15 protein-coding genes are annotated in these 14,160 nt (G+C 73.0%); 7 read left to right on the top strand and 8 right to left on the bottom strand.

The window, feature by feature from the left end; translation table 11 throughout:
* Positions 1-3 precede the first annotated feature (3 nt).
* Positions 4-516, bottom strand: a complete 513-nt coding sequence (locus E6R18_RS05940; protein ID WP_136315785.1) for a DinB family protein — start codon at positions 514-516, stop codon at positions 4-6.
* 51 nt (positions 517-567) lie between these two features.
* The gene (locus tag E6R18_RS05935; RefSeq protein WP_136315784.1) at positions 568-1,359 is read right to left on the bottom strand and encodes a LysR substrate-binding domain-containing protein; all 792 of its coding nucleotides are present in this window, start codon (positions 1,357-1,359) and stop codon (positions 568-570) included.
* 58 nt (positions 1,360-1,417) lie between these two features.
* On the opposite strand from E6R18_RS05935, the gene E6R18_RS05930 reads away from it, so the two are divergent.
* Positions 1,418-1,822 (top strand): DUF5997 family protein, encoded by a 405-nt coding sequence (locus tag E6R18_RS05930; protein ID WP_136315783.1) that lies wholly within the window; start codon positions 1,418-1,420, stop codon positions 1,820-1,822.
* Between the two features lie 59 nt (positions 1,823-1,881).
* Here the strand turns inward: E6R18_RS05930 and E6R18_RS05925 are convergent, their stop codons facing one another.
* The 5 genes from E6R18_RS05925 to E6R18_RS05905 all read right to left on the bottom strand — a co-directional run bounded on the left by E6R18_RS05925 (position 1,882) and on the right by E6R18_RS05905 (position 7,007).
* Entirely contained in the window at positions 1,882-3,369 is a 1,488-nt protein-coding gene (locus E6R18_RS05925; RefSeq protein ID WP_240799603.1) for an integrin alpha, read from the bottom strand.
* A gap of 174 nt (positions 3,370-3,543) precedes the next feature.
* Entirely contained in the window at positions 3,544-4,542 is a 999-nt protein-coding gene (gene gap, locus E6R18_RS05920) for a type I glyceraldehyde-3-phosphate dehydrogenase (RefSeq protein ID WP_136315782.1), read from the bottom strand.
* Positions 4,543-4,661: 119 nt separating this feature from the next.
* Complete coding sequence (locus E6R18_RS05915; protein ID WP_136315781.1) at positions 4,662-5,630, bottom strand: helix-turn-helix domain-containing protein; 969 nt, start codon at positions 5,628-5,630, stop codon at positions 4,662-4,664.
* Positions 5,631-5,723: 93 nt separating this feature from the next.
* Entirely contained in the window at positions 5,724-6,566 is an 843-nt protein-coding gene (locus E6R18_RS05910) for a DUF6193 family natural product biosynthesis protein (protein WP_136315780.1), read from the bottom strand.
* Between the two features lie 6 nt (positions 6,567-6,572).
* Complete coding sequence (locus E6R18_RS05905; RefSeq protein WP_136315779.1) at positions 6,573-7,007, bottom strand: VOC family protein; 435 nt, start codon at positions 7,005-7,007, stop codon at positions 6,573-6,575.
* A 154-nt stretch (positions 7,008-7,161) separates the two neighbouring features.
* Here E6R18_RS05905 and E6R18_RS05900 point away from each other — a divergent pair, with 154 nt between their 5' ends.
* A complete protein-coding gene (locus tag E6R18_RS05900) occupies positions 7,162-7,974 on the top strand; it encodes a tetratricopeptide repeat protein (RefSeq protein ID WP_136315778.1) in 813 nt (270 codons plus the stop codon).
* Between the two features lie 114 nt (positions 7,975-8,088).
* Here E6R18_RS05900 and E6R18_RS05895 read toward each other — a convergent pair whose 3' ends face one another.
* Positions 8,089-8,820: an SDR family oxidoreductase gene (locus E6R18_RS05895; protein WP_136315777.1), complete on the bottom strand. Its 732-nt coding sequence runs from the start codon at positions 8,818-8,820 to the stop codon at positions 8,089-8,091.
* A 95-nt stretch (positions 8,821-8,915) separates the two neighbouring features.
* Here E6R18_RS05895 and E6R18_RS05890 point away from each other — a divergent pair, with 95 nt between their 5' ends.
* The 5 genes from E6R18_RS05890 to E6R18_RS05870 all read left to right on the top strand — a co-directional run bounded on the left by E6R18_RS05890 (position 8,916) and on the right by E6R18_RS05870 (position 14,147).
* The gene (locus E6R18_RS05890) at positions 8,916-9,788 is read left to right on the top strand and encodes a LysR family transcriptional regulator (protein ID WP_136315776.1); all 873 of its coding nucleotides are present in this window, start codon (positions 8,916-8,918) and stop codon (positions 9,786-9,788) included.
* A gap of 78 nt (positions 9,789-9,866) precedes the next feature.
* Positions 9,867-10,895, top strand: a complete 1,029-nt coding sequence (argC, locus tag E6R18_RS05885) for an N-acetyl-gamma-glutamyl-phosphate reductase (RefSeq protein WP_136315775.1) — start codon at positions 9,867-9,869, stop codon at positions 10,893-10,895.
* A complete protein-coding gene (gene argJ, locus E6R18_RS05880) occupies positions 10,892-12,046 on the top strand; it encodes a bifunctional glutamate N-acetyltransferase/amino-acid acetyltransferase ArgJ (protein ID WP_136315774.1) in 1,155 nt (384 codons plus the stop codon). Before argC ends, argJ begins: the two co-directional genes overlap by 4 nt.
* Entirely contained in the window at positions 12,043-12,945 is a 903-nt protein-coding gene (argB, locus tag E6R18_RS05875) for an acetylglutamate kinase (protein WP_136204399.1), read from the top strand. Before argJ ends, argB begins: the two co-directional genes overlap by 4 nt.
* Entirely contained in the window at positions 12,942-14,147 is a 1,206-nt protein-coding gene (locus E6R18_RS05870) for an acetylornithine transaminase (RefSeq protein ID WP_136315773.1), read from the top strand. Before argB ends, E6R18_RS05870 begins: the two co-directional genes overlap by 4 nt.
* The last annotated feature ends 13 nt before the right edge of the window (positions 14,148-14,160 follow it).

The following is a 14,160-nucleotide window of genomic DNA, read 5'->3' as shown; positions in this document are numbered from 1 at the left end:
CCCTCACACCCCGGTGCTCCCGTCGATCCGCTCGCGCAGCAGATCGGCGTGACCGCTGTGGCGGGCGTACTCGCCGATCATGTGGTGGTAGATCCAGCGGAGCTTCACCTCGCCGCCCATGAAGGGCGCCGAGTCCTCCGGCGACCGCTCGGCGCACACCGCGCGGGACACGGCGATCTCCTCCTGCCAGGCCGCGCACGCGCCGGCGAAGGTGGCGCCCCCGGAGAGCTCGAACCCCCCGTCGTGGCCCTCGGGACCGGCCGGCCCGCCGTGCACCGGAGGGACGTCCTCACCGGTCAGGACCCGGCGGAACCAGTTCCGCTCGACCTCCGCGAGGTGCTGGACGAGCCCCATCAGCGTCAGCGACGACGGCGGTACGGAGGCGAGCCGCACCTGCTCGTCGGTCAGGCCCTCGCATTTCGCGGCCACGGTGGCCCGGTAGAAGTCGAGCCAGCTCTCCAGGCCGGTGCGTTCGTCGGCGTCCAGGGGCGGCATCGGGCGTGCGGTGTGCGTCATGGTCACCGATGCTGCCAGCAGGGTCTGACAACCGCGCCCCGGACCGCCTGGCTACGGCCGCCGGCGGGGCTTGCCGCGCCCCGCCGCCGCACCGCCCTTGGCCCCACGAGCACCCTTGGCGCCCTTGCCTCCCGCCGCACCGCCCGCGCGGCCGGCCTTCCCCGCAGCCGACTTCTGCCGCGCCCCGCCGCTCTCGGCGCGCTTCGCCTTCGGCTGGGCCGCGGGCGCCGTGCTGCGGCCCCGCGAGCTGTTCACGGTCCGGCCGCGCACGATGCCGATGAAGTCCTCCACCTGGTCGGTGGTCTTCTCCTGCGGCCACGACAGCGCGATGCGCGACTCGGGCGCGTCCGACAGCGGGCGGTACGTCAGGTCCTTGCGGTGGTGCAGCCGGGCGAGCGACTGGGGGACGACGAGGACGCCCACCCCCGCCGCCACCAGCTCGATGGCGTCCGCCGTGGTCGCCGGGCGCTCGATCGCCGGACGGCCGGGCAGCCGCTCCCAGGCCAGGGTGTCGTCCTGCGGGTGCAGCACGATCTCGTCGGCCAGCTCGGCGAGGGACAGCTCCTCGACCGCCGCGGCCACGTGGTCCTTCGGGACCACCACGACGGTCGTCTCGGTGTAGAGCGGGATCGCGCTGAGGTCCGTACCGTCGACCGGCAGCCGGACGAACCCGGCGTCGGCGCCGCCGGCGCGCAGCAGGTCCTGCGCCTCGGAGGCGGGCACCGGGACGAGGTTCAGGGGGGTGCCGGGCAGGCGCTCGTTCCAGATCCGCACCCACTTGGTGGGCGTCACTCCGGGGACGTACGCCAGCCGGAACGAAGGGGATGCTTCCGAGCGTGTCACCCCGCCAGGTTACCGGCCGTGGTCGGATCCACCGCACGCGCTGGATACCCTTGACACCATGAAGTCCCACCAGACCGCCCAGACCATGAAGCCCGCCACCGCGGCGAAGAAGCTGGGTGTGTACCTCGAGGCCACCCCCGCCGAATTCCAGGAGGGTGTCGTCTCGCGCGCCGAGCTGGCGGCCCTCCAGGCCGATCCGCCCCAGTGGCTGCGCGACCTGCGGAGCAACGGCCCGCACCCCCGCCCGGTCGTCGCGTCCAAGCTGGGCATCTCCATCTCGGGCCTCGCCCGCGGCGGGGTCACCGAGCCCCTGACCACGGAGCAGATCGACGCGCTGAAGCAGGACGACCCGGAGTGGCTGCAGAACGAGCGCACCACCCAGGCGGACGTCCGCAAGGAGAACGTCCGCATCAAGGAGCGCAACGCCGAACGCGAGGCGAAGGCGCGCGACGCGCGTTCCTGACGCCCGGAGAAGCGGGCGAGGGGCGCGTTCCGCAGTCTGCGGAACGGGCCCCTCCCGGCTCAGAGGCTGTAGAGCCCGGCCCCGTCGTCGCCGCCCAGGTTCGAGCCGAACCGGGCCTTCTTCACGGGGGCGCCCAGGTCGACCGGGTTGAACGCGAAGACGCCGGTCGTGGTCAGCCCCGAGGACGTGCCGCGCAGCGACCACACCGCACCGCCGTCCGCGACCGCCTCCAGGTTCTCGTCGGGGGCGCCGGCCGTCAGATCCGCCTTCCCGTCCCCGTTGACGTCGAGCAGCCGCACCGAACCGCCGAAGTGGTCACCCGTCTCCGCCACGCCGGGCATGCCCGCCGTGTCCTGGTGGAAGGACTTCGCGCCGGTGCCGCTCAGACCGCCGGGGCCGCCCTTCAGCAGCACCACGGCGCCCGCCGCCCTGGTCGTCCCGATGCCTTCGAACGGCACACCCACCGCGAGGTCGTCGTAGCCGTCGCCGTCGACGTCACCCGCGTTGAGCCGGGCGCCGAACTGGTCGCCCTTCTCGCTGACCCCGGGCACGCCCGCGGTGTCCTGGGTGATCGTCTTCGTCCGCGTCGTGCTGGGACCGGACGCGGAGCCGTAGTAGATCCTGACGGTGCCCGGGTCCGTGGGGAAGTCCTCCACGATGTCGCCCGGTACCACGCGGGTGGCGAGGTCGTCCTTGCCGTCCTTGTCGAAGTCACCCACCGCGAGGGACGAGGCGCCGGGGAGCGGGGTGGAGACCGGCGACAGACCTCCGGGGGTACCCAGCCACAGCTTGGCGCCCTCGGAGTGCTCCTCGTACACGTAGGTGGTGCACAGGTCGTCGATGCCGTCGCCGTTGAAGTCGCCCACGGCCGTGGTGCCCATGTAGTTGTCCGTGTCGAACATCGTCACCAGCTGCTCGCGGGCGGGTGCCCCGGACCGGTCGAACGGCCCGTACAGCACGCTGCGTTCCTCGTACTCCCCGCCGTGGTCCAGCATCAGGTCCGTGTCGCCGTCGCCGTCGAAGTCACCGGCGGTGAGGTTGGACCCCACCTCGGTGTCGGGCGGGGCGGCCAGCCGCACCGCGCCCTGTCCCGTGAGGCCGCCGGTGCGGCCCCACAGGACGATCACCGAGCCGAAGTTGTTCGGGGACGTCAGCCATTCGTTGGCGTACAGCGCCAGGTCGGTCAGGCCGTCGTGGTCGAGGTCCTCGGCGACCATCCGGGAACCGAAGCTGTTGCCGTTCTCGGGTTCGCCCGGCACACCGGCCGTGTTCTGGTCGATGACGGTCGTGTGCGCGGTGCTCAGGCCCTGTGCGGAGCCGTAGGCGACGGTGACGTACCCCGCCCACTCGTGGCCGTCGACAGCGGCGGCGGGGGCCGCGACGACGACGTCCTGGTAGCCGTCCCCGTTGAAGTCCTCCCGCACGGTGGTGGTTGCCGTTCCCCCGGCCGTACCCGCGTGCCCGCCGCCGGGCGCTGCAACGGCCGTGCCGCAGGACAGCGCCGTCGCGGCACAGACGGCCACGGTCAGCATGGTGCGAATGCCCACAGAACTCTCCTTGGTCGCGTACGCGGAGCCAATGGCGTACGAGGTGTGAGGGCTCACATGGGAGACAGCCGCGAACCGGAGAAGGTTGCCCGGCGAACGGGACGTGAACTCGGCGCGCGGGAAAAGGAGTCGGGGCCGGGTGCGGGGGCGGTCCGTGGCCGCCCCCGCACCTGCTCAGCTGCCGGCCAGCAGGGTGAGCGTGTCGATCACCCGGTTCGAGAAGCCCCACTCGTTGTCGTACCAGGCGGACACCTTGATGTGGCTGCCGTCGACCCGGGTGAGCGCCGAGTCGAAGATCGAGGAGGCCGGGTTGCCGGTGATGTCGGCCGACACGAGCGGGTCCTCCGAGTATTCGAGTACGCCCGCCAGCGGGCCCTGCGCCGCGGCCCGGTACGCCTCCAGCACCTGGTCACGGGTCACCTCCCGCGCCACCGTCGTGTTCAGCTCGACGATCGAACCGACCGGGACCGGCACGCGGATCGAGTCGCCCGACAGCTTGCCGTCCAGGCCGGGCAGCACGAGCCCGATCGCCTTGGCGGCGCCGGTCGTGGTCGGCACGATGTTGACCCCGGCGGCACGGGCGCGGCGGGCGTCGCGGTGCGGACCGTCCTGGAGGTTCTGCTCCTGCGTGTAGGCGTGCACGGTCGTCATGAAGCCGTGCTCGATGCCCGCGAGGTCGTCCAGCACCGAGGCCAGCGGGGCGAGCGCGTTGGTGGTGCAGGAGGCGTTCGACACGATCGTGTGCAGCTCGGGGTCGTACGCGTCGCTGTTGACCCCGTACGCGAGCGTCACGTCGGCCCCGTCCGACGGCGCGGCGACGAGCACCCGCCGCGCACCGGCGTCGAGGTGGGCGCGGGCGGCCTTCGCGGAGGTGAAGCGGCCGGTCGCCTCCACGGCGATCTCGACGCCGAGCTCCGCCCAGGGCAGCCGCGCCGGCTCCCGCTCGGCGAGCACCTTGATGCGGCGGCCGTCCACCACGAGGGTGTCGCCGTCCACGGTGACGGGGCGGCCCAGCCGGCCGGCCGTCGTGTCGAACGCGAGCAGCCGGGCGAGGGTGGCGGGCTCCGTGAGGTCGTTGACGGCGACCACGTCGAGGCCGCTGTCGCGTTCGAGGAGCGCGCGCAGCACGTTGCGCCCGATGCGGCCGAATCCGTTGATGGCGATGCGAGTCATGTGGGATGTCCCTTCTCTCTTCCCCACCACCATCGCGCCGCGCGGCCACCCGAGACAGCGGCGTGATCGCCACGGTCCGTAAGGATCTCGCCAGGCGCACCGAAGAGCTGTACGTCCCCTTATTCGCCCCGGGCGAAGGTGCGCCGGTACTCGCTCGGCGTGGTGCCGAGGATGCGCTGGAAGTGCAGGCGCAGATTGGCGCCGGTGCCGAGGCCGACGTCGGCGGCGATCTGCTCGACGCCCCGCTCGGAGCGTTCGAGCAGCTCGCGGGCCAGGTCGACGCGGGCGCGCATGACCCACTGCATCGGCGTGTAGCCGGTGTCCTCGGCGAAGCGCCGCGAGAAGGTCCGGGGCGACACCGCCGCGTGCCGGGCGAGCGCGTCGAGGGTCAACGGCTCGCCGAGCCGGTGCAGCGCCCACTCGCGGGTGGCGGCGAACCGCTCACCCAGCGGCTCGGGCACGCTGCGCGGCACGTACTGCGCCTGGCCGCCACTGCGGTAGGGGGCCGCGACCAGCCGCCGGGCCGCGTAGTTGGAGGCCGCCACTCCGAGGTCGCCGCGCAGCACGTGCAGGCACAGGTCGATCCCGGAGGCGGCGCCGGCCGAGGTGAGCACGCTGCCCTCGTCGACGAACAGCACGTTCTCGTCGACCCGGACCAGCGGGTACTTCGCGGCGAGCGCCCGCGTGTAGTGCCAGTGCGTCGTGGCCCGCCGGCCGTCGAGCAGCCCGGTCGCGGCCAGCGCGAACGCCCCGGTCGAGATGGCGGCCAGCCGGGCTCCCCGCGCATGGGCGGTCACCAGCGCGTCGATCACCGCCCGGGGCGGGTCGTCCCGGTCGGGCAGCCGGTACCCGGGCACGAACACGATGTCCGCCCAGCCGAGCGCGTCGAGCCCGTGCGTGACGTGGTACGCCAGCCCGTCACCCCCGGCGACGAGCCCGGGCGCCGCCCCGCACACCCGCACCTCGTACGGCATGCTCGCCCGGGTCGTGAACACCTGGGCCGGAATCCCGACGTCGAGCGGCTTCGCACCGGCGAGCACGAGGACGGCGACGCGAAGCAGACGGGGACCGGGGGCAGACGCTGACATGGGCGGCAGGCGGGGACCGGGGGCAGACGCTGACATGGGCGTGAGGGTACGCGGCCGGGTGGACGCCGCCGGTGGACGCTCCGGTACCCTTCCTCAGCCCGGCCACTGCTCCGGCTCGCCGAACCCCGGAGCCGGCGCTTCCGGCGCCCGGGGCGTCCCGCCGAGCGCCACCGGCCCCAGGCCCGGCGGCAGTTGGGCGACGGCCACGGCCACCGCCTCCTCGGCACTGGTGAATTCGCCGAGATCGCTGGTGAGGGGCCCGCGCCCCACCCGGAACACACCGTCGCCGCCCGCGACCAGGCACGGGCCGACCGCCTTCAGGGCGGGGCGGGTCGTGGCGGAGAAGCGCAGCGCCCAATGGCTGGTGAACGGGTAGAGCGCGCGGAGCGCCGGCTCGGCGTACGCCGTCTCGATCAGGGACCGGTACGCCGGGGCCCACACGTACTCCAGCTCGGCCGCCTCCCGGCGCTTGCCCTGCCACTCCGACTCCGTCAGGCGTACGGGGTCGAGGCCGGGCACCTCGAACCGGCCGGTGGGGTGCGCGAAGGGGGCCGCCTCGCGGATGTCCGCCAGGGACGCCCCGTCGTGCCAGGCCCGCGCCGCCCTCGCGACCTGTGCCAGGTCGTCCGTCTCGCCGCCGACCAGGGGCAGGGACTGGAAGGCGTCCGTTCCGCTGATACGCCACTTCCGTTCGAACCGCCAGGCGCTGATCCCCAGCGGCTCGCGGTGCGGCAGCGTCGTGCCGGCCGCCGCGTGGAGCAGCGGCTCGGAGCCGGAGGACGTGACGGGGACGGCATCGAGGCGGCCCGCCGCCACGGCCCGGAGCGTGGCGGCGAGGCTGCCGTGCGCCGCGACGTCGGGGTAGAGGGCGGCGGGGACGGGGGCGTGGTCATGGTGCCGATCCTGCCCGAGGCGGGGCGAGCGAGGAACGGGCATCAGCCGTCAGTCGAGGCAGAACTCGTTGCCCTCGACGTCCTGCATCACCAGGCACGACTCGTTCTCCTCGTCGGCGACCAGCAGCCGGACCCGCGTCGCGCCCAGCGGGAGCAGCCGCGCGCATTCCGCCTCCAGCGCGGCGACCCGCTCCTCGCCGACGAGCCCCGTGCCCACCCGCACATCGAGGTGGACCCGGTTCTTGACGACCTTGCCCTCGGGGACGCGCTGGAAGTACATCCGCGGACCCGCCCCGGTGGGGTCGGAGCACGCGAAGCCGGCGTTGCGGCGCTCGGGCGGCAGCGAGTCGTTGTAGTCGTCCCACGAGGCGAACCCCTCCGGGGGCGGCGGTGCGACGTACCCCAGCACCTCGCACCAGAAACGCGCGACACGCTCCGGGTCCGCGCAGTCGAAAGTCACCTGGACCTGCCTGATCGTAGCCATGGGGCCACCCTAGGGGGAGAGTTCTCGCACGCGTGTCCGAAAGTGCGCCGGCGGCCGGCGGCACGCGGAGCTCCCGTCGGCCGACGGGCCCGCCGCCGATCCGCTGCCCGACCCCTCGCCGAACAGGCCCGTCCCGGCTTCCTATGCTCCCGGCATGAAATTCTTCCGGTCGCGTGCCAGACGTACGAAGCCGTCCCCCGTGTCCCGGGCCAGGGCTCTGTATCAGGACGGGCGTTACGCCGAGGCGGAGGCCGAGGCGGGCGCCGCGGCCCGGTCGCGGCCGCATGACGACGCGGACCTAACGCTGGCGCTGAACATCGCCGCGCTCTCGATCGGCGCCCAGGGCCGCCATGCCGAGGCTCTCGCCGCGTACGACGCGGCCCTGCCGGTCTTCGGCAGGACCTTCGGGGCCGATCACTGGCCGACGCTGAAGTTGCGTTCCGACCGCGCCCAGCAGCTGGCCGCGCTCGGTCGGCACGCGGAGTGCGAGGCGGAGTGCGAGGCCGTTGTCCGGGCCGCGGCCTGCGGCACGGGTCCCGAGATGCGGCTCGTGGCGGCGGCCGCGAGCAACGGACGGGTCTTCGCCCTCAATGCGCAAGGGCGCCACGCGGAGGCCGAGGCGCTTGCCCGCGAAGCGCTGGCCCCGCTCGGCGAACCGGACCGGCTCTGCCTGGTGCTGCGGCTCGGCCTGGCCCGCAGCCTCAACGGACAGGCCCGCTACGAGGAGGCTCTCGCCGAGGCGGCGGGCGCCGACGCGCTGCAACACGGTCTGCCCCCGGAGCAGCGCGGCCAGGAGGCCGGCGCCGTGGAGCTTGTCGCGGCCACCGCCCTCCTGGGGCTGGGCCGTGATGCCGAGGCCCGGGTCCGGGCCGTGAGCGCTCACGATGCCTGCCTGGCCTCCTTCGGCCCGACCCATCGCCGCACCACCGAGGCCCGGGCCCTGCTCAACCGTTGCGACGGTGCCTGAGGTGACCGAGCACGGCAGTATGCGCATGCGAGGACGGCCGGCGACGCCCGCGCGGTGCGCAGAGCACGCCCGGGCGAAGCCGCCCCCTCCGCCGGCCGACGCCGACCGTGCCCCTTACCAGGGCACTACGCCCGCGTCCTCGAAGAACTGGCCGGTCGGGCCGTCGTCGGGCAGGGTCGCGAGTGTGATGGCGATCGCCGCACCCTGTTCGGGGGTGCGCACGCCGCGGAAGCCGTTGAGGTCGGTCGCGACGTAGCCGGGGCAGCCGGCGTTGATCAGGATGTTCGTACCGCTCAGCTCCCTGGCGTACTGGAGGGTGACGGCGTTCAGGAACGTCTTTGACGGCGCGTACGCCACGGCCACCGGACCCGTCGTCTGCTCAGTCCCGGTTCCCGACTGCCGGGTGAGGGAGCCGACACTGCTGGACATGTTCACGATCCGGGGTGAGGCGGAGCGGCGCAGCAGCGGCAGCATCGCGTTGGTCACGCGGATGACGCCGATCACGTTGGTCTCCACGACCGTCCGGATGACGTCGGGATCGACCCGGGTGGGCTCCTGCGGCATGCCGCCGGTGATGCCCGCGTTGTTGACGAGCACGTCGAGGCGCCCGGCCTGCTCCTCGATCAGCCGTGCGGCGGCGGCCGCACTCGCATCGTCGGTCACGTCCAGTGGCACGCCGAACGCGTCGACGCCGGCCGCGCGCAGTTTCTCCACCGCGGCCCCGCGGCGCTCATCGTCGCGGGCGCCGACGCCGACGCTCCAGCCGAGGGCACCCAGGCCCGCGGCGATCTCGTAGCCGATTCCCTTGTTCGCGCCGGTGACCAGCGCAATCGTTCGTTCGCTCATGAGGACCATGCTGCCCTCGGAGCCCGATGGGGGTCCAAGACCAATAGGGTGGCAATCGATACCGGCAGGGTATTGATCCGGGTACCGTGGCGCTTATGGAGACCCGGGAACTGCGCTATTTCGTCGCTGTCGCTGAAGAGTTGCACTTCGGGCGCGCCGCGCAGCGGCTCGGGATCTCCCAGCCGCCCTTGTCACGTGCGATCCAGCAGCTCGAACGCCGGCTCGGGGCGGCGCTGCTGGACCGGACCAGCCGCGCCGTTGCGCTCACCGAGGCCGGCGGGGTGCTGTTGGTCGAGGGCCGGGCGGCCCTCGCCGCGGTCGACGCCGCCGAACGCCGCGCCCGCCGCGCCGCCCTTTCCGCGACCGGCCGCCCCGACCTGGTCCTGGTCACGAAGGCCAGTGCGTCCAGAGAGCTGCTGGCGAAACTGCTCGACGCGTATGCCGCCGAACCCGGCGCGGCCCCCGTCGACGTCATCCTGTGCGGCCCGGCCGAGCAGGGGCGACTCCTGCGCGACGGCCGGGCCGACGTGGCGCTGCTGCACCGGCCGTTCGACTCGACGGCCGGGTTCGACACGGAGGAGCTCGGCACGGAGGGCCAGGTGGTGATCCTGCCGTCCGGGCATCCGCTCACCGCCCGGGCCCATGTGCACACGGCCGATATCGCCGCGCTGCCGGGCCTGCCCCTGCCGCGCTGGCCCGATCCCGACGGCGGCTACCCGCCCGGCCCCGGCCCACAGGTCCGCGACCACGCGCAGCTGCTGCAGCTCGTCTCGCTCGGCCGCGCCTGCGCGGTCGCACCGGAGTCGTGCCGAGCCCAACTGCCCGGTGATCTCGCGGCCGTTCCGGTGCTGGACGCGCCGGCGGTCACCACCGTGATCGCCTGGCCGTCGCACAGCCGGTCCAGGGCCGTCGCCGACCTCGTCCGGACGGCGGCACGTCTTCAGCCGGAGGCGCTCGGCCACCCCTGAGCGGGCATAGAACGCACGGATTCTTTGCATAAAAGTGCATCGCTGCGTATAGTCATGCCGTCGATGAGGAGGCTTTTGATGGCGGTACGTGCAGCAGTGGCAGGAGCGAGCGGTTACGCGGGCGGGGAACTGCTCCGCCTGCTGCTCGTCCACCCCGAGGTGGAGATCGGCGCCCTCACCGCGAACTCCAACGCGGGCCAGCCCCTCGGCGCCCTGCAACCGCACCTGCGCCCCCTGGCCGACCGGGTCCTCCAGCCGACCACCGCCGACGTGCTCGCCGGGCACGACGTGGTCTTCCTCGCGCTGCCGCACGGGCAGTCCGCCGCCGTGGCCGAGCAGCTGGGTGACGGGGTCCTCGTGGTGGACATGGGGGCCGACTTCCGCCTCCGCGACGCCGCCGACTGGGAGGAATTCTACGGCTCGCCGCACGCCGGGACCTGGCCCTACGGGCTGCCCGAACTGCCCGGCGGGCGGGCCGCCCTGGCCGGGAGCAAGCGCATCGCGGTGCCCGGCTGCTACCCGACCGCCGTCTCGCTCGCGCTCTTCCCGGCGTACGCGGCGCGGCTCGCCGAGCCGGAGGCCGTGATCGTCGCAGCGTCCGGGACCTCCGGCGCCGGCAAGGCGGCCAAGCCGCACCTGCTCGGCTCCGAGGTGATGGGCAACATGACGCCGTACGGCGTCGGCGGCGTCCACCGTCACACGCCCGAGATGATCCAGAACCTCAGCGCCGCCGCCGGCGAGCCGGTCACCGTCTCCTTCACGCCGACCCTCGCGCCCATGCCCCGCGGCATCCTCGCCACGTGCAGCGCGAAGGCGAAGCCGGGGTCGAGCGCCGAGACCGTACGCGCCGTTTACGAGAAGGCGTACGCGGACGAGCCGTTCGTCGATCTGCTGCCCGAGGGGCAGTGGCCCGCCACCGCCGCGGTGTACGGCTCCAACGCCGTCCAGATCCAGGTCGCGTACGACGAGGCGGCCGGCCGGATCGTCGTCGTCAGCGCCATCGACAACCTCGCCAAGGGCACCGCGGGCGGCGCCCTGCAGTCCATGAACATCGCCCTCGGACTGCCCGAGGACACAGGTCTTTCCACGATCGGAGTCGCACCGTGAGCGTCACGGCAGCACAAGGGTTCTCGGCGGCGGGCATCGCCGCCGGAATCAAGGAGAACGGCAACCCGGACCTGGCCCTCGTGGTCAACAACGGTCCGCGCCGCGCCGCCGCCGGCGTCTTCACCTCCAACCGCGTCAAGGCCGCCCCGGTGCTGTGGTCGGAGCAGGTCCTCAAGGGCGGCGAGGTCACCGCCGTCGTCCTCAACTCCGGCGGAGCCAACGCCTGTACGGGCCCGCAGGGCTTCCAGGACACCCACGCCACCGCCGAGAAGGCCGCCGAGGTGCTGGACGGCCACAGCGCGGGCGAGATCGCCGTCGCCTCCACCGGGCTCATCGGCATCCTGCTCCCCATGGACAAGCTGCTCCCCGGCATCGAGAAGGCCGCGGCCGCCCTCAGCGAGCACGGCGGCGAGAAGGCCGCCATCGCCATCAAGACCACCGACACCGTGCACAAGACCGCCGTCGCCGGCGGCGAGGGCTGGACCGTCGGCGGCATGGCCAAGGGCGCCGGCATGCTCGCCCCCGGCCTGGCCACCATGCTCGTCGTGCTCACCACCGACGCCGACGTGGACGCCCCCGGACTCGACGCCGCCCTGCGCGACGCGACCCGCACCACCTTCGACCGGGTCGACTCGGACGGCTGCATGTCCACCAACGACACCGTGCTGCTGCTGGCCTCCGGGGCCAGCGGGATCAGCCCGGAGCAGAAGGACTTCGCCGAGGCCGTGCGTACCGTCTGCGACGACCTGGCCCGGCAGCTCATCGGGGACGCCGAGGGCGCCTCCAAGGACATCCGGATCGAGGTCGTGAACGCCGCGACCGAGGACGACGCCGTCGAGGTGGGCCGCTCCATCGCCCGTAACAACCTCCTCAAGTGCGCCATCCACGGCGAGGACCCCAACTGGGGCCGGGTGCTCTCCGCCATCGGCACGACGAAGGCCGCCTTCGAGCCGGACGAGCTGAACGTCGCGATCAACGGCGTGTGGGTCTGCCGCAACGGCGCCGTCGGCGAGGACCGCGACCTCGTCGACATGCGCTTCCGGGAGGTCCGGATCACCGCCGACCTCGCCGCGGGCACCGAGTCGGCCGTCATCTGGGCCAACGACCTCACCGCGGACTACGTCCACGAGAACAGCGCGTACAGCTCATGAGCGCCGCGCGGAAGCACACCGCACTCCCGAAGGCGCAGACCCTCATCGAGGCCCTGCCCTGGCTGACCCGGCACAACGGCAAGACCGTCGTCATCAAGTTCGGCGGCAACGCCATGATCGACGAGGAGCTGAAGGCGGCCTTCGCCCAGGACGTCGTCTTCCTGCGGCACGCCGGCCTCAAGCCCGTCGTCGTGCACGGCGGCGGCCCGCAGATCAGCGCCCAGCTCGACAAGCAGGGCCTGGTCAGCGAGTTCAAGGCCGGCCTGCGCGTCACCACGCCCGAGGCGATGGACGTCGTACGGATGGTGCTCGCCGGGCAGGTCCAGCGGGAGCTGGTCGGCCTGCTCAACCAGCACGGGCCGCTCGCCGTCGGCATGACCGGCGAGGACGCCCACACCATCACCGCCGTACAGCACCGCCCCACCATCGACGGCGAGCTCGTCGACATCGGCCGGGTCGGCGAGATCACCGCCATCGACACCGGCGCCATCCAGGCCCTGCTGGACGACGGCCGCATCCCGGTCATCTCCTCCATCGCCCGCTCCGCCGACGACAACCACGTCTACAACGTCAACGCCGACACCGCGGCCGCCGCACTCGCCGCCGCGCTGGACGCCGAGACGCTGATGGTCCTCACGGACGTGGAGGGGCTGTACGAGGACTGGCCCAACAGCGACGACGTGATCAGCCGGCTCACCGCCACCGAGCTGGAGAAGCTCCTGCCGGAACTCTCCAGCGGCATGGTGCCCAAGATGCAGGGCTGCCTGCACGCCGTACGCAACGGGGTGGAGACGGCCCGCGTCATCGACGGCCGGGTGCAGCACTCGATCCTGTTGGAGATCTTCACCGACGAGGGAATCGGCACGATGGTCGTGCCCGACGCGCAGGGGGAATCATGACCAACGCGGAACTGTCGCAGCGGTGGCAGCACGCGCTGATGGACAACTACGGCACCCCGAAGCTGTCCCTGGTCCGCGGCGAGGGCGCCCGCGTCTGGGACGCGGACGGCACCGAGTACCTGGACTTCGTCGGCGGCATCGCGGTCAACGCCCTGGGCCACGCCCACCCCGCCGTCGTCGAGGCGGTCACCCACCAGATCTCCACCCTCGGCCACGTCTCCAACCTGTTCATCGCCGAGCCGCCCGTCGCGCTCGCCGAACGGCTCCTGACGCTCTTCGGCCGCACCGGCAAGGTCTACTTCTGCAACTCGGGCGCCGAGGCCAACGAGGCCGCGTTCAAGATCGGCCGGCTGACCGGGCGCACCCACATGGTCGCCACCGACGGCGGCTTCCACGGCCGGACGATGGGCGCGCTCGCGCTCACCGGACAGCCCAAGAAGCGCGAGGCGTTCACCCCGCTGCCCGGAGACGTCACGCACGTCCCGTACGGCGACGCGGACGCGCTGCGGGCCGCCGTGACCACCGACACCGCACTGGTGATCATCGAGCCGGTCCAGGGTGAGAACGGCGTCGTCGTCCCGCCCGGGGGCTACCTGGAGGCCGCCCGGGAGATCACCCGGGCCACCGGCACCCTCCTGGTCCTGGACGAGGTGCAGACCGGGATCGGCCGGTGCGGCACCTGGTTCGAGCACCAGGCCCACCAGGGCGTCGAGCCCGATGTCGTCACCCTCGCCAAGGGGCTCGGCGGCGGACTGCCGATCGGTGCGACGGTCGCGTTCGGTGCTGCCGCCGACCTGCTGGCACCCGGACAGCACGGCACGACGTTCGGCGGCAACCCCGTCGCCTGCGCCGCCGGTCTCGCGGTCCTGGACACCCTCGCCGCCGACGGCGCGCTGGACCGGGTGAAGCGGATCGGCGAACGCCTGCGCAACGGTGTGGAGGCGCTGAACCACCCGCTGGTCTCCCACGTCAGGGGCTCCGGCCTCCTGCTGGGTATCGTGCTCACCGAGCCCCTCGCGCCCCAGGTGCAACAGGCGGCTCAGGGAGCCGGCCTCCTGGTGAACGCACCCGCACCCGATGTCGTGCGGCTGATGCCGCCGCTGACCATCGGGGACGCGGAGGCGGACGCGTTCCTCGGGGCGCTGCCCGGCGCCCTCGACGCGGCATACGGGGACGGACGATCCGGAGAGAAGCGCTCCTGAGAATGAGGCGACG

The sequence above is a fragment of the Streptomyces sp. A1277 genome (genome assembly GCF_004795015.1).
Classification (GTDB): Bacteria; Actinomycetota; Actinomycetes; order Streptomycetales; family Streptomycetaceae; genus Streptomyces.
This window is presented reverse-complemented; position numbering and strand designations above follow the sequence as displayed.